The sequence below is a fragment of the Microbispora sp. NPDC046933 genome (assembly GCF_040644635.1).
In the GTDB taxonomy this organism is placed as follows: domain Bacteria; phylum Actinomycetota; class Actinomycetes; order Streptosporangiales; family Streptosporangiaceae; genus Microbispora.
Map to the genome: position 1 here is coordinate 22,599 of NZ_JBEYWW010000053.1, position 21,035 is coordinate 43,633.

19 protein-coding genes, 2 tRNA genes and 1 riboswitch are annotated in these 21,035 nt (G+C 69.6%); of the genes, 6 read left to right on the top strand and 15 right to left on the bottom strand.

Features of this window, described 5'->3' with window-relative positions; all coding sequences use genetic code 11:
- Positions 1-36: 36 nt before the first annotated feature.
- Entirely contained in the window at positions 37-1,272 is a 1,236-nt protein-coding gene (locus tag ABZ857_RS40880) for a GNAT family N-acetyltransferase (RefSeq protein WP_357055224.1), read from the bottom strand.
- Between the two features lie 117 nt (positions 1,273-1,389).
- Here ABZ857_RS40880 and ABZ857_RS40885 point away from each other — a divergent pair, with 117 nt between their 5' ends.
- Positions 1,390-2,502: a PP2C family protein-serine/threonine phosphatase gene (locus ABZ857_RS40885; RefSeq protein WP_357055227.1), complete on the top strand. Its 1,113-nt coding sequence runs from the start codon at positions 1,390-1,392 to the stop codon at positions 2,500-2,502.
- Between the two features lies 1 nt (position 2,503).
- On the opposite strand, the gene ABZ857_RS40890 is transcribed toward ABZ857_RS40885, so the two are convergent.
- Positions 2,504-3,109, bottom strand: a complete 606-nt coding sequence (locus ABZ857_RS40890; protein ID WP_357055230.1) for a response regulator transcription factor — start codon at positions 3,107-3,109, stop codon at positions 2,504-2,506.
- Between the two features lie 190 nt (positions 3,110-3,299).
- Between ABZ857_RS40890 and ABZ857_RS40895 the strand changes: the two genes are divergently transcribed.
- A complete protein-coding gene (locus tag ABZ857_RS40895) occupies positions 3,300-4,604 on the top strand; it encodes a site-2 protease family protein (protein WP_357055233.1) in 1,305 nt (434 codons plus the stop codon).
- Between the two features lie 37 nt (positions 4,605-4,641).
- Here ABZ857_RS40895 and ABZ857_RS40900 read toward each other — a convergent pair whose 3' ends face one another.
- The 8 genes from ABZ857_RS40900 to ABZ857_RS40935 all read right to left on the bottom strand — a co-directional run bounded on the left by ABZ857_RS40900 (position 4,642) and on the right by ABZ857_RS40935 (position 13,028).
- Positions 4,642-5,151, bottom strand: a complete 510-nt coding sequence (locus ABZ857_RS40900; RefSeq protein ID WP_357055236.1) for a DinB family protein — start codon at positions 5,149-5,151, stop codon at positions 4,642-4,644.
- A gap of 69 nt (positions 5,152-5,220) precedes the next feature.
- Positions 5,221-6,147 carry a hypothetical protein gene (locus ABZ857_RS40905; protein ID WP_357055239.1) on the bottom strand — a complete coding sequence of 309 codons (927 nt, stop codon included), beginning with the start codon at positions 6,145-6,147 and terminating at the stop codon, positions 5,221-5,223.
- A 16-nt stretch (positions 6,148-6,163) separates the two neighbouring features.
- Positions 6,164-6,302, bottom strand: a riboswitch (cyclic di-AMP (ydaO/yuaA leader).
- 70 nt (positions 6,303-6,372) lie between these two features.
- Complete coding sequence (galT, locus tag ABZ857_RS40910) at positions 6,373-7,431, bottom strand: galactose-1-phosphate uridylyltransferase (protein WP_357055242.1); 1,059 nt, start codon at positions 7,429-7,431, stop codon at positions 6,373-6,375.
- An 83-nt stretch (positions 7,432-7,514) separates the two neighbouring features.
- A complete protein-coding gene (locus ABZ857_RS40915) occupies positions 7,515-8,318 on the bottom strand; it encodes a DeoR/GlpR family DNA-binding transcription regulator (protein WP_357055245.1) in 804 nt (267 codons plus the stop codon).
- A 226-nt stretch (positions 8,319-8,544) separates the two neighbouring features.
- Positions 8,545-9,111 (bottom strand): TIGR03086 family metal-binding protein, encoded by a 567-nt coding sequence (locus ABZ857_RS40920; protein WP_079317795.1) that lies wholly within the window; start codon positions 9,109-9,111, stop codon positions 8,545-8,547.
- Between the two features lie 87 nt (positions 9,112-9,198).
- The gene (locus ABZ857_RS40925; protein ID WP_357055249.1) at positions 9,199-10,932 is read right to left on the bottom strand and encodes a SpoIIE family protein phosphatase; all 1,734 of its coding nucleotides are present in this window, start codon (positions 10,930-10,932) and stop codon (positions 9,199-9,201) included.
- A 162-nt stretch (positions 10,933-11,094) separates the two neighbouring features.
- Positions 11,095-12,453, bottom strand: coding sequence for a TrpB-like pyridoxal phosphate-dependent enzyme (locus tag ABZ857_RS40930; protein WP_357055252.1), 1,359 nt, complete (start codon positions 12,451-12,453; stop codon positions 11,095-11,097).
- 77 nt (positions 12,454-12,530) lie between these two features.
- Positions 12,531-13,028 carry a DUF2087 domain-containing protein gene (locus ABZ857_RS40935; protein ID WP_357055255.1) on the bottom strand — a complete coding sequence of 166 codons (498 nt, stop codon included), beginning with the start codon at positions 13,026-13,028 and terminating at the stop codon, positions 12,531-12,533.
- Positions 13,029-13,048: 20 nt separating this feature from the next.
- Here ABZ857_RS40935 and ABZ857_RS40940 point away from each other — a divergent pair, with 20 nt between their 5' ends.
- Complete coding sequence (locus ABZ857_RS40940) at positions 13,049-13,471, top strand: VOC family protein (RefSeq protein ID WP_357055258.1); 423 nt, start codon at positions 13,049-13,051, stop codon at positions 13,469-13,471.
- Between the two features lie 3 nt (positions 13,472-13,474).
- Here ABZ857_RS40940 and ABZ857_RS40945 read toward each other — a convergent pair whose 3' ends face one another.
- Together ABZ857_RS40945 and ABZ857_RS40950 are read right to left on the bottom strand one after the other, a co-directional pair.
- Positions 13,475-14,236: an enoyl-CoA hydratase gene (locus tag ABZ857_RS40945; protein ID WP_357055261.1), complete on the bottom strand. Its 762-nt coding sequence runs from the start codon at positions 14,234-14,236 to the stop codon at positions 13,475-13,477.
- A 180-nt stretch (positions 14,237-14,416) separates the two neighbouring features.
- Positions 14,417-14,493, bottom strand: a tRNA-Pro gene (locus ABZ857_RS40950).
- 90 nt (positions 14,494-14,583) lie between these two features.
- Between ABZ857_RS40950 and ABZ857_RS40955 the strand changes: the two genes are divergently transcribed.
- A tRNA-Gly gene (locus tag ABZ857_RS40955) sits at positions 14,584-14,654 on the top strand.
- A 57-nt stretch (positions 14,655-14,711) separates the two neighbouring features.
- Here ABZ857_RS40955 and ABZ857_RS40960 read toward each other — a convergent pair.
- The 3 genes from ABZ857_RS40960 to ABZ857_RS40970 form a co-directional block, all read right to left on the bottom strand.
- Entirely contained in the window at positions 14,712-15,023 is a 312-nt protein-coding gene (locus tag ABZ857_RS40960; protein ID WP_357055264.1) for a hypothetical protein, read from the bottom strand.
- A 23-nt stretch (positions 15,024-15,046) separates the two neighbouring features.
- A complete protein-coding gene (locus ABZ857_RS40965; protein ID WP_357055267.1) occupies positions 15,047-16,474 on the bottom strand; it encodes a serine hydrolase domain-containing protein in 1,428 nt (475 codons plus the stop codon).
- A 1,095-nt stretch (positions 16,475-17,569) separates the two neighbouring features.
- Positions 17,570-18,049, bottom strand: coding sequence for an ATP-binding protein (locus ABZ857_RS40970; protein WP_357055270.1), 480 nt, complete (start codon positions 18,047-18,049; stop codon positions 17,570-17,572).
- A gap of 276 nt (positions 18,050-18,325) precedes the next feature.
- On the opposite strand from ABZ857_RS40970, the gene ABZ857_RS40975 reads away from it, so the two are divergent.
- Positions 18,326-19,192 carry a helix-turn-helix transcriptional regulator gene (locus ABZ857_RS40975; RefSeq protein ID WP_357055273.1) on the top strand — a complete coding sequence of 289 codons (867 nt, stop codon included), beginning with the start codon at positions 18,326-18,328 and terminating at the stop codon, positions 19,190-19,192.
- A 201-nt stretch (positions 19,193-19,393) separates the two neighbouring features.
- Positions 19,394-20,788 (top strand): trigger factor, encoded by a 1,395-nt coding sequence (tig, locus tag ABZ857_RS40980; RefSeq protein WP_357055276.1) that lies wholly within the window; start codon positions 19,394-19,396, stop codon positions 20,786-20,788.
- The last annotated feature ends 247 nt before the right edge of the window (positions 20,789-21,035 follow it).

Sequence of the window (21,035 nt, forward strand, 5' to 3'; positions counted from 1 at the left end):
CCTTGAGCCTACGCGCCGATCACCGGTCGCGGATGCTCAGAACACCCGGCAGCCCCACGGCGCGGGGTCCCACGCCATCGCGGCCGACAGCTCGCGCAGGGCGCCCGGGCGGTGCTCACGCACCAGCCCGGCGTCGGCCGCCGCCCGCAGGGGCCGCCCGCCGAGGTACGCCGCGCCCAGCACGTCGACCGGCAGCGTGATGTCGGCCGGCGCGTCGCTGCGCTCGCACGACGGCTCCCCGCCCGTCGTCTTCAGGTGCCAGCGGCCCGCGTTCCACGGGCAGACCTCGTCCTCCACCTCGACGACCACGTCGGCGGGCGCCGCGTACGCGCGGGAGACCAGGGCCCGGTCCACGTCCACCAGGCGGACCCACAGGTCGTCGTACCACACCGCGTTGAGGTGACGGGACTCGGCCAGCAGATGCATGATCGGGTCGTCCACCGGTCGCCTCTCGGCCACGACCCGCGAGCACAGGTCCCGGTCGAGGACGCTGCGCCAGACCAGCGCGTACGCCGCGGGGTCGGAGGCGAACAACTCCAGGAGCCGCACCTCCCCGTCCGGCACGTCGTGCTCGGTCGAGCCGGACCTCACCCGGAACAGCGCGTAGCCGCGAGCGCCTTCGCCGTCCTCCGCGACCACGCAGCGCAGCGGGCCCATCCCGCCCCGGTGGAACTCGGTGTCCGACAGGATCTCGACCCGCCAGTAGGCGTCGGACCTCGCGTAAAGGCCGGGACGACCGGGTCGGACGGCGTCGTAGACGCGCCGGAAGTCGGCCAGCGCGTCCGCGGGTCTGACCACCCTCAGGCGCAGCCCCGGGTCGCTGGGGGCCGAGCGCGCGAAGGCCGACCCGTGGGTGGGGATGCGGAAGGACATGGCGTCGGCGGCCCTACCGTACCCGAAGCGGCCGTAGATGCCGGCCTGGCTGGCGTAGAGCGCGGCGACGGCCTCCCGCCCGTCCTCGTGCAGTTCGTGCAGCTGGCGCGTCATCAGCGCGGTCAGCACGCCGCGGCGGCGGTGCGAGGGGAGCACGCCCACCGCCGTGACGCCGGCCACGGGGATCGGCCCGCCGGGGACCGTCATCCGGAAGGACAGCGCGCCCGCGCAGCCGACCCTCAGGTCGCCGTCGAAGGCGGACAGCAGGCGGTCGATCTCCGTGATCTCCCGCCAGCCGTCGGTGATCTCGGGCGTTTGGGAGGAGTTGAACGCCTCGTCGTCGACGGCGACGAACTCCGGCCACTCGGATTCCTCGATGGGGCGCACGGTGATGCTCATCGGATCACCGTAGAAGGGGGCCGCCACGCGAGGCGACCCAATATCCGTGCGGGATGATCTAGACGTTGGTCAAGCAGGTGCCGCCACCTGGGATGTCCGGATACAGTCGAGGCCATCATGACTTCCCGTCCGGCGCCGCTGATCCCTCCTCGGCTGCGCGCGCTCCTCGCGCGCGTGCCGCTCCTGGTGCCGTTGGTCCGTTTTGTCAGGAAAGTTTGGTCGAAGGACCAGTACCTCCTCATCGCTCTCATCGTGCTCACCATCGTGGTCGGCGTGCTGGACGCGGAGGTGTCGGCGTACTGGTTCTCGCCCTCGCTGCTGATCCTCTTCACGCTGATCGGCGGTCTCCAGCTCCGGCTGCGCAGCCTCGCGATCCTGCTGTGCGTGGTCGTGGCGTCCCTGGCGTACATGGGACCGATCAGGGGCGTGCTCAGCGTCGGGCCCGGCCTGCTGATCACGATGGCCTTCACCGCCGCGCTGGCCTGGACGATGGCGCGCACGCGGGGCAAGCTCGGCGTCCAGGGCCTGCGCGGCGACGCGATGCTGCTGGAGCTGCGCGACCGGCTCAAGCGGCAGAGCGAGCTGCCGCCGCTGCCCAAGGACTGGGGCGGCAAGGTGGTGCTGAAGCAGGCCGGCGGATCGTCGTTCGGCGGCGACTTCGTCGTCTCGATGCGGGAGGGCGACCGGGTCCAGGTGGCGGTCGTCGACGTGTCAGGCAAGGGGGTGGACGCGGGAACCCGCGCGCTCATGCTGTCGGGCACCTTCGGCGGCCTGCTCGGCTCGGTGGACGACTTCCTCGTCGCGTGCAACTCCTACCTGCACCGCCAGCTCGGCGACGAGGGCTTCGTCACCGCCGTCCACCTGGAGCTCGACCTGTCCACGGGGGAGTACACCATCACCTCGGCCGGGCACCCGCCCGTGGTCCGGTTCGACTCCGGATCGGGCACGTGGCGGGTCTCCACGGCGAAGGGCGTCGTGCTCGGCGTGGTGCCCGACCTCGCCTGCGAGACCGACAGCGGGGTGCTGCGCAAGGGCGACGCGCTCATGCTGTTCACCGACGGGCTGATCGAGCAGCCCGGCCGGGACATCGACGCCGGGCTCGACCGCTTGCTGGGGGAGGCAGAGCGGCTGCTGCCGTCGGGATTCCGCGACAAGGCGCGGCAGCTCGTCCAGTCGATGTCCTCCGGCCACAACGACGACTGCGCGCTCGTCCTGATCTGGCGCCCCTAGATCACAGCCAGCCGGAGTCCGTGGCGATCCTGACGGCGTCGACGCGGTTGCGCGCCCCGGTCTTCACGAGGATGCGCGACAGATGGTTGCGCACGGTGCCGACGGACAGGCCCAGCTCGGTGGCGATGTCCTTCGAGCGCGCGCCCCCCGCGGCGAGCCGCAGCACCTCGTGCTCCCTCGGCGTCAGCGGGCAGTCGGCGGCCTCCAGCGCGGCGACCGCCAGCTCGGAGTCGACGACCCGGCGCCCGGCGGTGATCCGCCGGATGCCGTCGGCGAGTTGCTCGGGGGCCACCTCGATGCTCAGGTAGCCCAGGACGCCCGCCGCGAAGGCCCGCTTGACGTGACCCGGGCTCGGCTGCGCCGACAGCAGCATCACGCGGCACCGTGGCGCCTTCTCGCCGAGCCGCGCGGCCGCGCTGAGCCCGTCCACCCCGGGCAGGTCCGCGTCGATGACGGCGGCGTCCGGCCGCACGTCCAGGGCCGCGGGCACGATGTCCTCGCCCGACCCGACGTCCGCGACCACCCGCAGGTCGTCCTCCCCGTCGAGGGACGCGACCAGGCCTCGCCGTACCAACGGAAGGTGTTCGGCCACCAGGATCCGGATCAAGATGCTCCCCTCTGGACGTCTCTCAAAGGGTGATCGACCAATTGCGTACTGTCAACGAAGTGTCCCCAATCGGTCACGGGCGGGCAAGCCGAACCCGCCCTGGAAAAGTCTTCGCTCTCGTGCGGGTGGGCTACGCTCGAAAGGTGCTTCGTCTGCCAGGGCACCTTCTCCGATTCGGGGGTACGCGCTGATGAGCTGGCTCATCGTGGCCGGATTCGTGATCGTTTTCGTGGGTCTGCTGCTCTCGATCGCGCTTCACGAGATCGGGCATCTCGTGCCCGCCAAGCTCTTCGGCGTCCGCGTGACCCAGTACATGGTCGGCTTCGGGCCCACGATGTGGTCACGCAGGCGGGGCGAGACCGAGTACGGCGTGAAGTGGATCCCGCTCGGCGGCTACATCCGCATGATCGGCATGCTGCCGCCACGCCCCTCCGACGATCCCGGCAAGCTCCGCAGCGTCTCCACCGGTCCCTGGCAGGGCCTCATCGAGAACGCGCGGGCGGTCGCCTCGGAGGAGATCCGGCCGGGCGACGAGAACCGGGTCTTCTATCGCAAGCCCTGGTGGCAGAAGGTCATCATCATGACCGGTGGCCCGGCGATGAACTTCGTGCTCGCGTTCGTGCTGTTCGCGGTGGTGGTGATGGGCTTCGGCGTCCGCGTGCAGACGCCGGTCGTGTCCTCGGTGTCCAAGTGCGCCATTCCCGCCGCGGAGGCGGACACGCGCGACTGCCGGCCGGGCGATCCCACGACGCCCGCCGCCAAGGCCGGCCTGCGCCCCGGCGACCGCATCGTCGCCATCGACGGCTCGCCGATCACCGACTGGGAGACCGCCCGGCGGCTCATCCGCGAGCACGGCGCGGGGGTGACGACGCTGGGCGTCGAGCGGAGCGGGAAGCGGGCCGACGTGAGGGTCGACCTGATCGCGCAGGACCTGCCCTCGCTGACCGACCCCGACAAGGTCGACAAGAACGCCGGCTTCCTGGGCGTGAGCCCGACCGTCGTCGTCGAGAAGAAGGGCCCCGGCTACGTCGTCGGGCAGATGTGGGACCTGACCGAACGCACCGCCGTCGCGATGGTCAACATCCCCAAGAAGATGGTCGGCGTGTGGAACGCCGCGTTCTCGGGAGACAAGCGCGACCCGAACGGGCCGATCGGCATCGTCGGGGCGGGCCGGATCGGTGGCGAGATCGCCGCCTCGGACATCCCGGTCGAGAACAAGATCGAAATCTTCATCAGCCTGCTGGCCGGGCTGAACCTCGCGGTGGGCATGTTCAACCTGATCCCGCTGCTGCCGCTGGACGGCGGGCACATCGCCGGCGGGCTGTGGGAGGGCCTCAAGCGGGCCTTCGCGCGGGTGCGCCGCCGGCCCGCCCCCGGTTACGTGGACGTGGCCAAGGCGCTTCCGCTGACGTACGTCATGGCGGCCCTGCTTGTCGTGATGGGCGGCCTTCTCATCTACGCCGACCTCGTCAATCCGGTCCGCCTGTCCGGCTGAGCTCCGTCTGTCCGGCTGCGCCCCGCCGGGCGGGGGGCTACTCGCCGGTCACGCCGTCGATGCGCTCGCGCAGCAGATCGGCGTGGCCGTTGTGGCGGGCGTACTCCTCGATCATGTGGCACATGATCCAGCGCAGCGAATAGTGGACTCCCTGGCGGTCCGCCTTCGTCATCGCGTCCAGGTCGGCGCAGGCCTCCTCGGCCGCCCGCGCGTGCTCGATCTCCGCGCGCCAGGTCGCGAAGGCCTCCTCGGCGGACGCGGTGTCCACGTTGTCGAACTCGCCGTCCGGGTCGTCGTCGCTGTAGTAGATGCCGCCGAGGTCCTCGCCGTTCAGCCGCCGCCGGAACCAGGACCGCTCCACGTCGGCCATGTGCCGTACGAGGCCGAGCAGCGACATGCTGGAGGGCGGCACGGAGCGCAGCCGCAGCTGCTCCTCCGTGAGGCCCTCGCACTTCACCGCGAGGGTCTGACGGTGCCAGTCCAGCCAGGCGCGCAGCATCGCGCGCTCGTCCGCGACGACAGGGGGATCGATACGTGTGTCGGTCATTCCGGCATCCTGCCCCGAGCCGCGGCGCGGAGTCACGTCAATTGAGGTCGCTTCAGGCGGCCTGCGGGCCTAGTACATCGAGATGTGTACGTGGTCGTAGTGGTTGGCGGTGATGCCGCCGCGGTCGGACATGGTCCGCCAGCCCGGGTGGCCGAGGTTGTAGATGCGCTGCTGCCAGATCACGTACATCACGCCCAGCTTCGGCCCGTTCTTGATGGCCCAGGCGGCCAGGCTGTCGCCGAGCGCCTTCATCTCGGGGGAGGGCATGGCGCCGCCCGAGCTCATCATGAAGTCGCAGGCGCGCCCGAGCGGGTGCTCGCCGCTGTTCTCGGCGCGGTAGCAGCCCACCGGGAACCGCAGGTCGAAGTGCTTTTCGACCTCGGTGCGCATGAGCCGCATCCGGGGCGTGATGTTGTCGGCGCCGCCGGGTAGCTCCGGCGCCCACCCGCCCGTGCGCTTGCCCGGCGCGGTCGGGATCAGCGCGTCGAGCCTGTCCTTGATCTCGTCGATGAGATCCTCGGCGTCCTTCCGCTGTCCCGCGACCTCGGCGGCCTGCGCCTTGAGCTGTTCGGTCAGCGTCTTGGCGGCGTCCGCGGCCCGCTGCCGTTCGGCGCGGACCTGGTCGAAGCGCGCGAGCCTGGCGGCCTGCTCCTCCTTGAGCTGGTAGTTCAGCGCGGCGGTGTTCATGTCGGGCAGCGCCATCGCGCTCTCGGTCTGGTAGCGCAGCCCGGCCATCTGCCGTACGGCGTCCCTCGCGGCCTCGTAGTCGGTTTCGGCCTTGGCCAGCCGGCCGCGCGCCGCCTTCTCCTCGACGCGGGCCTTGGCGAGGGCCACGCGTTTGGCGTTGTAGTCGCCGATCAGCCGGTCGACCTTCTTCCGCAGGTCCGACAGCTCCTTCTTGAGCTGCTTCTCCGTCGGTTTGGGGTCGGCGGCGCCCGGGGCGGCCGTGCCGAACACGAGGACGGCGGAGGCGAGCACGCCGACAGCCAGGGGCAACGCGCGGGGCAGAGCCCACTCCTCTCCATCTGCCGACCGGGTTAGCTGACGGGTTCGGGCTGGAGGAGCCCGGGCAGGCGACTGCCTTGACCCCAGGTGCGTGGTTGGGTCCCCGGCTCCCGGGCAGGGTGCCCGGGATTAGGCGTACCGGCTGTGACCGCCGGTGTCAGGGATACTAGTGGTAAAGAAACGATGGCTGCCACCCAAGTCGCAACCATTCGGAGATCAAGCCGTTACCACCTCGCGGAGCATTCGGGCGGCCTCCTCCGGGAGCACGTCGTTGACGAACGCGCCCATGGCCGACTCCGATCCGGCGAGATACTTCAGCTTGTTCGGCGCCCGCCGGATCGTGAAGAGCTGCAGGTGGAGATAGGCGAGGTCGCGCCGGTAGGTGACCGGGGCCTGGTGCCAGGCCGCGACATAGGGCATGACGACGCCGAACAGCCCGTCCAGGCGGCGCAGCACCTCGATGTAGAGCGGCGCGAAGGCGGCCCGTTCCTCGGGCGACAGCGCGGGGATGTCGGGCACCCGGCGGTGCGGGTAGACGTGCACCTCGAACGGGTACCGCGCGGCGGCCGGGACGAAGGCCGTCCAGTACTCGTTGGCGGCCACCACCCGCGGCCCCCTCCGCTCGGCGGCCAGGACGTCCGCGAACAGGTTGCCGCCCCGGTGGCGGGAGGCGGCGTCCAGCATCTGGCGGGTACGCGGCGTGACGTACGGATAGGCGTAGATCTGCCCGTGCGGGTGCGGCAGCGTGATACCGATCTCGGCGCCGCGGTTCTCGAAGCAGAAGACCTGCTCCACGCCGGGCAGGGAGGACAGCTCGGCCGTGCGGTCGGCCCACGCCTCGACGACCAGCTCGGCCTGCGCGTCGCTCAGCGAGCTGAACGACGCGTCGTGGTCGGAGGTGAAGCAGACGACCTCACAGCGCCCGATCCCCGGCCGCACCTCGCTCAGCCCGCCCACCTGCTCGTACGCGCCCGTGTTGAAGCTGAACGACGGGAACCGGTTCTCGAACACCGCCACCTCGTACGGCGAGGGGATCTCCGAGCCGGGATGGGCCGGGCAGAGCGGGCACTCCTCGGCGGACGGCAGGTGGGTGCGCGTCTGGCGGTGCCGGGCGACGGCCACCCACTCGTCCGTCAGGGGGTCGTAGCGCAGCTCGGAGGCGAGCGGGCGCGGCGGCAGGTCCCTGGGGTCGGCGGCGCTGTGGTCGGCGTCGTCGCGCCGGTCGAAGTAGATCAGCTCGCGGCCGTCGGCGAGATGGGTGATGGTGCGCTTCACAGAGCGGTCTCCAGCTTCACAGAGCGGTCTCCAGCTTCACGGTGCGGTGTCCCGGGTCACAGCGGGCTTCCAGAGGTCCGGGGTCACAGTGCGTTCTCCAGCTCGGTCTCCCCGGACGGATCGGCGAGGAGGAGCTCGCCCGCGTGCTCCGACAGCGCGGCGCGCGCCTCCTCCGGCAGGCCGACGTCGCTCACGACCATGTCGGCTTCGCCGAGGGTGGCGATCGTGCTGATGCCGATCGTCCCCCACTTGGTGTGGTCGGCCAGGACCACGAGCTGCTGTGCGGCCGCGATGAGGGCGCGGTCGGTCTCCGCCTCCAGCAGGTTGGGGGTGGTGTAACCGGCCCGGACGCTCATGCCGTGCACGCCGAGCATGAGCGTGTCGACGTTCAGGGAGCGGACGGCCGCCACGGCCACCGGGCCGACCAGCGCGTCGGAGGGCGTGCGCACGCCTCCCACCAGTACCACGGTCTGGTCGGGCCGTCCCGCCCGGTGGAAGACGTCGGCCACCTGGACGGAGTTGGTGATCACGGTCAGCTCGGGCACGTCCACCAGGTGGTGGGCCAGTGTCCAGGTCGTGGTCCCGGCCGACAGGGCGACGGAGCTGCCCGGCCGGACGAGCATGGCGGCCCGGCGGGCGATGGCCTCCTTCTCGGCCTGCTGCCGCACCGACTTGGCCGCGAAGCCCGGCTCCTCGGTAGAGCCGGTGCCGGTGGCGGTCGCCCCGCCGTGCACCTTGACGATCAGGCCGCGCTCCGCGAGGACCTCCAGGTCGCGGCGGATCGTCATGTCCGAGACCCCGAGGTCGCGTACGAGCTGCGCGACGCGCACCCCGCCGGTTCTGCGTACCCTCTCCAGGATCGCCTGCTGCCGTTGCTGGGCCAGCATCCACCACTCCTGTCAACAGATTCAAACAAATTATGCCGCACGCACGTGGAGACATGTTGAGTTGGGGTCCGGGTACTTGCCGCTCGCGGTCCGGGGGAGGACATTGAGCGAAAGCCGTACTCGACGGAAGGCGGTCGTGATGGGCAGGCGCGCACGCAAGTCGAAGGCACGCAAGAAGAAGAAGGCCAACCACGGCAGGCGGCCCACAGGCCGGTAGACGGCAGTCCTAGGGGTTCCTGCCCCAGGCGGCGAGCAGGTGAGTCTGCTGGTCGGCGCCGGCCGGGACGTCCCGCTCGTCCCCGATCACGCCCGCCTCGCGGTAGTCCTCCCGCGCCTTCTCGAACCATTCCGAGCAGGAGGCGACGAGCTCGGGGTCGAGCCGTTCCGGCCCGCCGATGGCACGTGCCAGGTCCCAGGTGTGGATCAGCGCGTCCGCGAACAGCTCGGTGATGTACTCCTCACCCGGCACGTCGCCGAAGGACAGGTGGGTCACGCTGGTCAGGGCGCCCTCGGCGTACACCGCCTGGACGGCGCCCTGCGCGGACGCCTCGAACGCCTTGAGCGGGTCGTCGCCGAGCACGTCGCCCTCGAAGGCGTCCCCCACCTCGGCGACCGTACGGCCGGACAGCAGCTCGGGGGCCCACAGGTTCTCGGCCACGACGTGGTTGACGAGCCCCCGGACGTCCCAGTCGACGCAGGGGGTCGGCAGCTCCCACTGTCCCCGGCGGACGAGATGGAGGCGGTCCCCGAAACCGTCCAGCGCCCTGCGGTACGCGTCACGGATGTCGATCATGTCCCCTCCTCGCCACGAACTCCCCGTTCGAACGTAACTCTTCTCAACGATCAGTCATACACGCTCGCCGGGGAGGGAACGCCCGGGTCAAGGGAGGTGCTGCTCGACCCAGACGATCTTTCCGTACGGAGTGGGCCGGGTGCCCCAGCGATAGGCGAACCGCTTGATCAGCTGGAGACCGCGGCCGGTGTCCTCGTCGGGGGTGGCCGTGCGCGGGGCGGGAGTGGCGGGGGAGCCGTCGACGACCTCGACCACCAGCGTGCGGCCGCGCAGCAGGCGCAGCTCGATCGGCGGCCAGCCGTGCTTGAGCGCGTTGGTGACCAGCTCGCTCACGATGAGCTGGGTGCTGTCCACCAGGCCGCCCAGGCCCCACCTCTGCAGCGTGCCGCGGACGAAGCGGCGGGCGTGCGAGACGAACCGCGGGTCGGACGGCAACGGGCAGGCCGCCACCTCGTCCGGGTCGAGATCGCGCACCCGGGCCACCATCAGCGCGATGTCGTCACGCTCGTGGCCCGACCGCTGGCTGCTGATGATCACGTCGCACATGTCGTCCAGGTCCTCGACCGGACCGGCGAGCAGGCGGCGCAGCCCCATGATCCCGGCGTCCAGGTCCCGCTCCCGGCTCTCCACGAGACCGTCGGTGTAGAAGGCGAGCACGCTCCCGGCCGGCAGGACCATCTCGCGCGACTCCAGCGGGTCGCTGCCGATGCCGAGAGGCAGGCCCGACGGCAGCTCGATGATCTCAGTCGACCGGTCGGGGTGCAGCAGGATCGGCGGCACGTGCCCGGCACGGGAGAGCGCGCAACTGCGCGTCACCGGGTCGTAGACGGCGTAGATGCACGTCGCGATCTGGCTCGGGTCGAGGTCCTGGCTCATCAGGTTGAGCCGGAACAGCACCTCGTCGGGTGGCAGGTCGAGGCTCGCGAGCGTACGCGCGGCCGTGCGGAGCTGGCCCATGGTCGCCGCGGCCCTGGTCCCGTGGCCCATGACGTCGCCCACCACCAGGGCCGTACGGCACCCGGGCAGGGCGATCACGTCGTACCAGTCGCCCCCGACGCCCATCAGGTCGCTGGCGGGCAGGTAGCGCGAGGCGATGTCCATGCCGAGCGCCTGCGGCAGCTCGACGGGCAGCAGGCTGCTCTGCAGGGTCAGCGCGGTCCTGCGCTCCCGGGTGTACAGGCGCGCGTTGTCGATGCACAGGGCGGTTCTGGCGGCCAGGTCCTCGGCCACCACCACGTCCTGCTCCTCGAACGGCAGGCTTTCCGGGCGCCTGGTGAAGATCAGGCAGCCGAGGACCCGTCCCCGCGCGCGCAGGGGCACCGCGAGGAACGAGGAGTCGGTCAGGAGCGAGGCGACCGCCTCCTCCCGGTCCAGGCTGGCGCCGATCAGCCGGGCGCTCTCCTTGTCCAGCGCCGGGTACATCAGCGGTTTCCCGCCGGCCATGCACTGGGCCTGCGGGAGGATGGCCGGGTAGACCGTCGCCTCGCCGACGGGGAAGGCATTCACCCAGGAGTCCGGATCGGCGCCGGCCACGCCCAGAGCGACCCGGCGCACGAGGGTCGTCCCGTCCACCGGCCGGGACGACAACTCGCCGTCCGCCATGAGACGGTCCTGCACCATCACGGCCGCCGCGTCGGCGAAGCGGGGGACCGCCACGTCGACGAGCTCGCGGCTCGTCTCGGCCAGGTCGAGCGTGCTGCCGATGCGCCGGCTCGCCTCGTTCAGGAAAGCCAGCCGCTCGTGCGCGGACGCGGCGCTGCTGCGGCGCCACTGCGCCCGGTTCCCCGGCGCGGGGTCCTTGATAACGCAGTTCCGGTTCAACGAATTCTCCGGAGAGAGCGGATGGTGTTCCAGAATCGTATGGAGCTGATACCGCGCATTTCAGCCGTTTGACATGAGTGCTCCGGTCGGTATGACGCCGCGATGGCGCAGCCGTACCCGCCGGTCAAGGGACGAAACGGATAACGGTGGGCATGCGTCGCATCAGACGGCGGGCAGGTGCGCGAGAGCCGCGTCGATACGCTCCTGCGGAAGCGTGAAATCCTCCAGGCGACCGGCGAGACGGCTCTCGTAGGCGGGCAGGTCGAAGTGGCCGTGCCCGCACAGGGACATCACGATCACCTTCTCCTCGCCCGACTCGGCGCACCGCAGCGCCTCCGCGATCGTCGCGGCCACCGCGTGGGCGGGTTCGGGAGCCGGCACGACCCCCTCGGCCCTGGCGAAGCGGATCCCCGCGTCGAAGCACTCGGTCTGCGTGACGGCCACGGCCTCCACCAGGCCCAGCGCGTACACGTGCGAGAGCAGCGGCGACATGCCGTGATAACGCAGCCCGCCGGCGTGGATCGGGTCGGGCACGAACGTGTGCCCCAGCGTGTGCATCTTCATCAGCGGCGTGAACCCCGCCGTGTCGCCGAAGTCGTACGCGTAGGCGCCCCGGGTCAGGGACGGGCAGGCGGCGGGCTCGACGCTCCGCAGCACGGGGTTCATCCGCCCCGCCAGCTTCTCGCGCAGGAACGGGAAGGCCAGCCCGGCGAAGTTGGAGCCGCCGCCGGTGCAGCCGATCACCACGTCCGGGGTCTCGCCGAGGGCGGCCAGCTGCTCCAGCGCCTCCTCACCGATCACGGTCTGGTGCAGCAGGACGTGGTTGAGCACCGATCCGAGGGCGTATCGCGTGTCGTCGTGCTGCCCGGCGACCTCGACCGCCTCGCTGATCGCGATGCCCAGCGACCCCGTGCAGTGGGGGTCCTCGGCCAGGATCCTGCTGCCCGCCGTGGTCACCGCCGACGGGCTGGCGTGCAGGGTCGCGCCGTAGACCTTCATCAGCGTGCGGCGGTACGGCTTCTGCTCGTACGACGCCCTGACCATCCAGACCTCGCAGGCCAGGCCGTACTGGGCGCAGGCGAACGCCAGGGCGGAGCCCCACTGGCCCGCGCCGGTCTCGGTGGTCAGCCTCCGCACGCCCTCCCGCGCGTTGTAGTACGCCTGCGGGACCGCGGTGTTGGGCTTGTGCGAGCCCGACGGGCTGCCGCCCTCGTATTTGTAGTAGATGCGCGCGGGCGTGCCGAGGGCGCGCTCCAGGCGCCGGGCGCGGATGAGGGGCGTGGGCCGCCAGAGGCGGTAGACGTCGAGGACGCCCTCGGGGATCGGGACGAACCGCTCGCCCGACACCTCCTGCCCGATCAGCGCCGCCGGGAAGAGCGGGGCGAGGTCGTCGGGGCCGACCGGCTGCAGCGTCGCCGGGTGGAGCACCGGCGGGGGAGGCGCGGGCAGATCGGGGACCACGTTGTACCAGTTCCGGGGGATCCGGGACTCGTCGAGAAGGACCCTGGTCGGCTCGCCCATGTCTCCCAGTCTCCGCCGCGGAGGCCCATCGGGAAAGGGAGTCCGCCGATGTGGCCGGACCCGGTCAGACAGCTGCGTCAGGTGGTTCCTCCCGAGCGCCAGTAGACGTTCGCCTCCCGGGTGAGGAACCCCTCGTCCACCAGGTAGCGGCGCAGCGCGGCGTAGTCGTCGTGGAAGGCCCGCAACGCGACGTCGACCTCCTTCTCGGGGTAGCGCACGCCCACCTCGAACACCTGCGCGATGTAGTCGAGGACCATCCGCCGTTTGGTCCTCTTCGCCGGCATGGAGACGAGCCGCCCGCCAACCAGGAACGCGTCCATCGGATCCGCCGGCGTGGAGGGAATCGTGCGCAGCAGGTCGCGGAAGGTCTCCGGCCGCGCCCGCCAGCCGTCCCCGTCCCGTACGGCGAGGCCGCCCCGCTCCAGCCGGTCCAGGGCCTTGGCCGTCACCTCCGGGTCGAGCCCGGTGACCTTGTCGAGCGGCTCACCGGGACGCAGGACCAGCCCGGCGAGGACGCGGAGCGTGTCGTCCTGCCCGAGCAGCCCGAGCACGCGGGAGATGTGCTTGTCGATCACCTGTCCACGGTATTGGCTCGATGAGGACCGTAGGAAACCTGGAGGGCGACGTGACCGCTCAACTGGACCACACGATCGTGCACAGCAGCGACCGCTTCGAGTCCGCCCGATTCCTGACCGGGCTGCTCGGCGAGCCCGAGCCCGGCGCGTTCGGGCCGTTCGCCACGGTCCGGGTCGCCAACGGCGTGACGATCGACTACGCCGACTCGATCGTCGACCGGGACCGGATCGTCATGCAGCACCTGGCGTTCCTCGTCTCGGAGGACGAGTTCGACGCGATCTTCACTCGCATCGCCGAGCGGGGCCTGCCGTACTGGGGCGGCCCCGGCCACCAGGAGCCGCAGCAGATCAACCACCGCCACCACGGCCGCGGGGTGTACGTGGACGACCCCGACGGCCATGCCATCGAGTTCCTCACCCATCCGTACGTCGAGGAGGAGTGACCTTCAGCGGGCCTGCGTCCGGCCCCGGTCGAACACGGCGCGCCTGCGGGCGGCGAAGTCCTCGGGGCTGGCGATGGTGAGCCCGCCCCGGCCGGTCTCCAGCTCGGCCCGCAGGCCGTCCGCGCCGGTGCCGTCGCGCAGGAGGTCGTAGATCTCCCGGATCCTGCCCAGCGTCTCCGGCGTCGTCGTCGCGATGCTCTGCGCCAGCTCCACGGCCCGGGGCAGCAACCGGTCGTGCGCGACGACCTCGTTCACCAGGCCGATGCGCAGCGCCAGGGGAGCGTCGACGAAATCCCCGGTGAACGTCATCTGCCGGGCCCAGGACTGCCCGACGGCCTGGCTGAGCCGGACCGTCATGCCCCACGAGGGCACGATGCCGACGCGGGTGTGGGTGTCGGCGAACCGCGCCCGCTCGCTGGCGATCCTGAAGTCGCAGGCGAGCGCGAACTCGAGGCCGCCGGTCACCGCCACGCCGTTGACCGCCCCGATGACGGGCGCCGGGAAGTCGCGCAAGGGGAGGATCGAGTCGGGGTGGCCGATCTTCACTCCCGCTTCCAGCTCGCCGAGGTCCAGGCCGGCGCAGAAGGCGGGGTCGGCCCCGGTCAGGACCATCGCGCGCAGGTCCGGCTCCTCCGCGAGCCGTCCGAGCGTGTCATGGAACTCCTCGAGCAGCGCCTTGGAGATCGCGTTGTACTTGCGCGGCCGGTTCAGCGTCACAACCGCGACGGCCTCGGAGGGCCGGTCGACGAGGACCAGGTCGCCCATGGTGCTCCTCAGGATCCCGGGGTACGGCGAGAACAGGTTATAGAAATGCGCGGGAAGCGCGGAGCCCGGCTGGCGCGGCAGGACGCCGTCGGATCCGCGAGCGGTAGGGGCCTGTGGGCCACGGGGAACAGACAAGGCCGCTTCCGATCACCGGAAGCGGCCTCTGTAGCGCGTGAGCGCTGGTCGGGGCGACAGGATTTGAACCTGCGACTTCTTGCTCCCAAAGCAAGCGCGCTACCAAGCTGCGCCACGCCCCGTCTCGTCGGGTACGCGAGCGGTCCGAGACTCCGGTACGCTTACGCCCTGACGACCGGATGAAGTCTAGACCAGATGGACACCGGGCGCGCGCGGACGTAGCTCAATGGTAGAGCCCCAGTCTTCCAAACTGGCTACGCGGGTTCGATTCCCGTCGTCCGCTCTCAGTGCGAAAGGCCAGGTCACCCCGTACGGGGAGCCTGGCCTTCGTGATCTCGGATCACTCTTTCCGATCTTCCGTGCCACCTCGGTTTTCGATCTTCGTTTCGGCCGTCGTCTCGAACGCCTGCCCGAGCGCTCTGGCGATCGCCTGATCACGGTCCTGGGTAACGTGCAGATAGAGCGGTCCCTCGTGACCTCGGTCAGGGACAGGAACATCAACCTGTCCGCAGCCGAACGCCTCGCCGGCTGCCCGGTCGGCACCCGCACCGAACCCGAAGCGCTCTGCCGGCGACGGCCGGACAGCCTGGACGATCACGCGCACCCACGCCGCGACCTGCGGCCTGCACTCGCTGATCGTCCAGGCGTCCAAGCCTCGAACAGCCGATCCACGGGTCAAAGACCGAGAGCCATCGTGGCGAGGTGGCGGGCGATGCCGTTGGTATCGGTGTCCTGCACGTTGCTGAGCACGACCACCTCGATGTCGTCATCGGGCAGGTACATGTTGCTCGCCGCGTAGCCCTGGAAAAGACCTGGATGGTACCGGAGCCGGTGCCCATGGAGCCGGTCGACGAGCCAGCCGAAGGCGTACGCGCTCGACGGCAGGTTGAGGCAGCCGGTGGAGGGACACGGCGCCTGTGGCGTGAACGCCTGCTTGACGGTGGCGGGTGGCGCGACCTGGTATGAGCCGAACGCCCGGTCCCAGCGGGCGATGTCGTCGACGGTGGAGTAGAGGCCGGTCGCGGAGAACAGCTCGGAGCCGTTGAGGAGCGGGGCCGGTGACCCGAGCGTGAAGTAACCCTTCGCGTACCCGTCCGGCGGATATCCCCTGCTGTAACCGGTGTGCCGGAGGTTCAGCGGGCCGGTGATCAGCTTGTGCAGTACGACGCCGTACGGCTCGTGCGTCACCGCCTGGATGATCGCACCGGCCAGGACGTAGCCGGAGTTGGTGTACTTCCAACTGGTGCCGGGCGGGAAGTCCAGTGGCAGGTTCACGAACTGCTGGATCAGTTTCCGGGGCGTGGTCGGTCGCGTGACATTGGCGAGGTAGCTGGGCAGTGTCTCGATGTTGGGGATGCCCGAGGTGTGTGTGAGTGCCTCGCGGATCGTGATGGGACGCCACGCTGTGGGGCAGGCCTTGATGTATTCCGGGACGAGATACGGGCAGACCGGGTCGTCCAGCTTGAGCAGCCCGCGGTCTTGCAGTTTCAGCACGAGCATCGAGGTGAACTGCTTGGTGATCGACATGACCCGGTAGACCGTGTCCGGCCGGTTGGGGATGTGCTTCTCTTCGTCGGCCTCGCCGGCGGCGAAACGCGCCAGCACCTCCCCACGCCGCATCACCAGCGCCGAGCCGGTGAACTGCTTCTTCGCGGCCAGGTCTCGCAGGTACGCCAGCATGGCCGCACCGGTGGAGTCACCCTGCGATGCCGGGGACGTGACCTGCGGGTTCGATATCTGGGTGGGGTGGCTCGTCAGGTCGGAGACCAGTGAGTCCGATTCCTGGGTGGGCCGATTCGTGACGTCCGACAGGCTGTCCTGATCGTTATAGGCGTTCGCGCTCGTGTCCGCCTTCTGCCAGTTGTACGGCAGAGCCCGCGAATCCGTGCCGCCCTTCTGGTTCGGTGTCATGACGAGCGTGACGTCGTGGAGCAGGTTCTGACCTTGACGGTGCCGCTCGCGTTCCAGCTGCCGCTGCTTGTCGCGGTGCCTGACGCGATGGCGCTCATGGGCTCGAGCATGACTGTGAACGGTCGGGTGATCGATGTCGGGGCCGGTCACGACAGTGCCCCCGGCGGATGCGGCGATGGCAGGAGTGCCCACGGGTATGGCCCCACCGGCTAGCACGGAGAAGGTCGCAAGAAATCCGACAGCATTAGGAAACTTGGGCATGATCTCCCCGTTGTCCAGAATTTCGACATTTCCCGAACCGGGAGATTCCCGTTCGGCAAAGCCCGGCGGGCCGTTCTTCTGGGAGCTTGCTATCCGTTCGCCGGAATCGCAAACGGCGATCGGCGCCCTTTTCCCTCCGCATATCTCTTTGTTAACGCTACTCTGCGGTCGTGGGGCACATCGACCCAAATATCAGCCACTTCCGGACTCGTTCGCCAGTCGCCCGGAATATGCCATACAGGGATGTCGCAGCCAGTCTGGCACTACGGAAGCACGCGCACACCCGGCGATATGAACGCGAGGGCGACGTTCGGCATGTGAGGACGCGACAAGGCGGATAGCCCACGTGTCCGCAGAGTTATGCCGATAGGAACCAGACGCCGCCACGGCCCCGCGCCGATCCCCGCGCCGCGCGTGCGGTGCGGGGGCCGTTCTCGTGCGGGGCCGGCGGCAGGGCGGTTCCATGGGACGATGGCGACGGGAAGATCGGGCAGGAGAGGGGAGGCGGCTTGTCGCGGAGGAAGCGGAGGGGCCGGACACTACGCGCGCTGAAAGTCGAGTTACTGACACTCGTGGGGTGTCTTCTCGGGCTGACGCTGGTGGATCTTCTGGACGAGCCCATGAAAGCCGGCGGTTGGCAGGCGGTGACTTTATCCTTGGCTCTCCTGCTCACCTTCGGGATCGTCATCTGCTTGGTATTCGCGGTTATGGATGGCCTGGCAGTGGTCCTGAAAGGGCGACGCGAACGGCCTCGCGACTGATGCCGGTCACGCCGCTGTCGGTTCGGGTGCCGCAACAGAGGCAATGAAAGCCCAGGCCGGGGCGTTGGTCCCCGTTATGGGCCGTACGCCGAATCATGGGAGTCACCACGTGACCGAGTCCGGCAAGGCGGACGGGCCGTCCCCGTGGTCGTCCTGCCCTCCGTGAACGCCGCGCCGGCCGCCCGCCGCCGTTCCGGCGGGCCGTCGATCGTCCGTATAGCCGCTTGGGGCGAGGTGGCGGGGAAGGGGCAACCCCCGAGGAACGTCAGTCGCCGGTGCGGAAGAGAGCCCAGACGGCCTTGCCGCCCTCGTCCAGCGCGTCCCAGCCCCACGCCTGACTGTACGTCTCGACGATGTAGAGGCCGCGCCCGTGCTCGGAGACGAAGTCCGGCTGTACGGGCGACGGCGCCTGGTCGCTCGGATCAGAGACGGCGAGCAGCACATGCGGGGCGATGCGCAGGAGCGTCAGCGTTATCGGCCGGTCGCCGGCACGGTTCGCCGGATACAGAGCGTAACGGACCGCGTTCGTCACCAGTTCGCTCACGACCAGTGCCGCGTCGTCGCTCAGTTCCGACAGGCCCCACCGTTGCAGGGTCGTCCGTGTGACGTCGCGTGCCGTCTTGACAGAGTCGGCCTGCGGGGCGAGAGGGCACAACGTCGTATCGGACGCGCCCGCCGCCCTCCGGAACCAGCCGAATCCCACTTCGCGGGTCAGCTGGCCGCCGGATTTGGGCTCGTCCGACATGGTTGCCCATACCTCCCGCTGGCCTGAATCGAGGACTGGTGCACATTTGGCCCAATATGCACCTAGACATGATGGAACAGCGCCTCCTGTCGCTGCAAGACCCAAATGCACGTGCAGGTGTCATGTGCAGACGCACGATGCGAGAGTGCTAACCGTCAGGGACACGTAGATCAGACCTTGTCATCGGAGCCCGAAGTGGTGACACTGTGTGGGCTGGGGGTGTCGTGCGGGTCGTCCCTTGGCGGCACAACAGGGCCGAGGTGAGAGGGAGGCGCCGTGATACAGATCCAGGCTGGATCGGGTCCGACGGCTCTGCGCATCCTTCTCGGTTCCCAGCTCCGCAAGCTCCGTGAGAGCAAGGGCATCAGCCGTGACCAGGCCGGCCAGTGCATCCGGGCGTCCGAGTCGAAGATCAGCCGGATGGAGCTGGGCCGGGTCGGATTCAAGGAACGCGACGTCACCGACCTTCTCGCCCTTTACGGGGTGGAGGACGAGGAGACGCGCGATGTCGTGATGAACCTGGTCGAAAGGGCCAACGAGCCCGGGTGGTGGCACAGGTTCAACGACCTGCTGCCTTCGTGGTTTCAGGCATACGTCGGCCTGGAGGAGGCCGCCGAGCGCATCCGCACCTACGAGGTGCAGTTCGTGCCCGGACTGCTGCAGACCAAGGAGTACGCGCGGGCCGTCATCATGGCCGGCGCGGTCGGCGCGGCGCCGGAGGAGATCGCCAGGCGCGTGGACCTGCGGCTGGAGCGTCAGCGCATCCTCGACGGCGAGAACAGCCCCAAGTTCTGGGCCGTGATCGACGAGGCCGCGCTGCGCCGCCCGATCGGCGGCGTCGACGTCATGCGGGGGCAGATCCAGCACCTCATCGACCTGATGAACCAGCCCAACGTGACGATCCAGGTCATCCCGTTCAGCTACGGTGGACACGCCGCCGAGGGCGGTGCCTTCAGCATCCTGCGGTTCGCCGATTCCGACCTGCCCGACATCGTGTACGTCGAGCAGCTCGCCAGCGCGCTCTACCTGGACAAACGGGAAGAGGTCGACCGCTACAGCGAGGTCATGGAACGCCTCTGCGCGGTCAGCACCACCCCCACGGAGACGGTGGACCTGCTGCGGCAGATCATGGCCGACCTCTGATCTGTCGCTACCGGGGCTCATCTGCTCTAGACTGCCCTTGGCGTCGGACACCCGCCACAGTCGAGCATGCCCGGACAGGTCGCGTGCAGGCGAGACGGTGATCCTGCGCCTCTCACGTGGGCGCGGCGCGCGTTACTGTGCCGCGGTTGCCGTGCACGACGTGCCCGCGATCACCAGATGCTGGATCAAGGAGACCACCCCGTGAAGACCGCTGTCGAGGAGCTCAGCCCTACCCGGGTCAAGCTCACCGTCGAGGTGCCGTTCAAGGAGCTCGAGCCGAGCCTGCAGGCCGCGTACAAGAAGGTCGCGCAGCAGGTGCGCGTGCCCGGCTTCCGTCCTGGCAAGGTGCCGGCCCGGATCATCGAGCAGCGCTTCGGCCGCGCGGTGGTTCTCGAGGAGACCCTGAACGACGCGCTGCCCAAGCTGTACGGCCAGGCCGTTGACGAGACCGATGTTTTCCCGGTCAGCCAGCCGGAGATCGAGGTCACCAAGATCGAGGACGGCGAGCAGGTCGAGTTCACCGCCGAGGTGGACATCCGCCCCGCCTTCGACATTCCGGACTACCAGGGCGCCGAGGTCGTGGTCGACCCGGCCGAGGCGACCGACGAGGACATCACCGCGCAGCTCGAGGCCCTGCGCCAGCGCTTCGCGACGCTGACCGGCGTGGAGCGGCCGGCTCAGAACGGCGACTACGTCGTGATGGACCTGCGCGCCGAGATCGACGGCCGCAACCTGGACGAGCAGCAGGCCGCCGACGTGTCGTACGAGGTCGGCGCGGGCTCGGTCCTGCAGGGCCTGGACGACGCGCTGCAGGGCATGGCCGCCGGCGACGAGAAGACCTTCCGCACCACGCTCGTCGGCGGTGAGAACGCCGGCGAGGAGGCCGACGTGATCATCAACGTCAAGTCGGTGAAGGAGAAGGTGCTGCCCGAGCTGGACGACGAGTTCGCGCAGCTCGCCAGCGAGTTCGACACGCTCGACGAGCTCAAGGACAGCATCCGTGAGCAGGTCCGCCGCAACAAGCTGGTGGACCAGGTCGTGCAGAGCCGCGAGAAGGCGCTCGACGCGCTGCTCGAGAAGATCGACATCCCGCTGCCCGAGAGCGCGCTCCAGGCGGAGGTCGACGCCCGTAAGCACAACCTCGAGCACCAGGTCGCCGAGAGCGGCCTGAGCCGCGAGGCGTACCTCCGCCTCCAGCAGACCACCGAGGAGGAGCTGTTCGCCGAGTACGAGGCGAACGCGGCAAAGGCGCTCAAGTCCGGCTTCGTGCTTGACAAGATCGTCAAGGCGGAGGAGATCGGTGTCAGTGAGCAGGAGCTGACCGACTTCGTGGTGCGTCGCGCCATGCAGATGGGCGTCGCGCCGAACACGCTGGCCCAGCACCTCGCCGACAACAACCAGCTCCCGCTGGCGATGATGGAGATCGTGCGGGAGAAGGCCAAGACCCTCATCGGCGACGCGGCCAAGGTGACCGACACTGCGGGCAACGAGGTGGACATCAAGGCCATCTACGCCGAGCTCAACCCCGAGCAGGAGGCCGTGGGCGTGGAGGAGGCGGGCGCAGGGGAGCCCGCCGACGAGGCCAAGGAAAGCTGATTCCCGAGCCTGTCGCCTGACTCTGCCGCCGGTCGGCCGAGAGGCCGGCCGGTTCGGCGGTAACGGTGAAACCCCCGTCGCACTCGGGTGCGCCGGGGGTTTCCGGTTATATTCGGGCAAATCCCTGCAAATTTGTTTCTTACCGCGTGTCGGGGAGCGATCGTACGCCTGTGATCCGCGTGCCCCTGACCGCGCGGCCAGGGGCGGGAAACACGGACGATGCGGCGCGGGGGCGCGTCGGCGGCCG

Coding starts and splice junctions, on each gene's coding strand:
- ABZ857_RS40900 (WP_357055236.1), bottom strand. CDS start 5,151: ATGACCGACACACGTATCGATCCCCCTGTCGTCGCGGACGAGCGCGCG.
- ABZ857_RS40940 (WP_357055258.1), top strand. CDS start 13,049: ATGAGGACCGTAGGAAACCTGGAGGGCGACGTGACCGCTCAACTGGAC.
- ABZ857_RS40915 (WP_357055245.1), bottom strand. CDS start 8,318: ATGCTGGCCCAGCAACGGCAGCAGGCGATCCTGGAGAGGGTACGCAGA.
- ABZ857_RS40885 (WP_357055227.1), top strand. CDS start 1,390: ATGACTTCCCGTCCGGCGCCGCTGATCCCTCCTCGGCTGCGCGCGCTC.
- ABZ857_RS40930 (WP_357055252.1), bottom strand. CDS start 12,453: ATGGGCGAGCCGACCAGGGTCCTTCTCGACGAGTCCCGGATCCCCCGG.
- ABZ857_RS40970 (WP_357055270.1), bottom strand. CDS start 18,049: ATGTCGGACGAGCCCAAATCCGGCGGCCAGCTGACCCGCGAAGTGGGA.
- ABZ857_RS40895 (WP_357055233.1), top strand. CDS start 3,300: ATGAGCTGGCTCATCGTGGCCGGATTCGTGATCGTTTTCGTGGGTCTG.
- ABZ857_RS40880 (WP_357055224.1), bottom strand. CDS start 1,272: ATGAGCATCACCGTGCGCCCCATCGAGGAATCCGAGTGGCCGGAGTTC.
- ABZ857_RS40945 (WP_357055261.1), bottom strand. CDS start 14,236: ATGGGCGACCTGGTCCTCGTCGACCGGCCCTCCGAGGCCGTCGCGGTT.
- ABZ857_RS40920 (WP_079317795.1), bottom strand. CDS start 9,111: ATGATCGACATCCGTGACGCGTACCGCAGGGCGCTGGACGGTTTCGGG.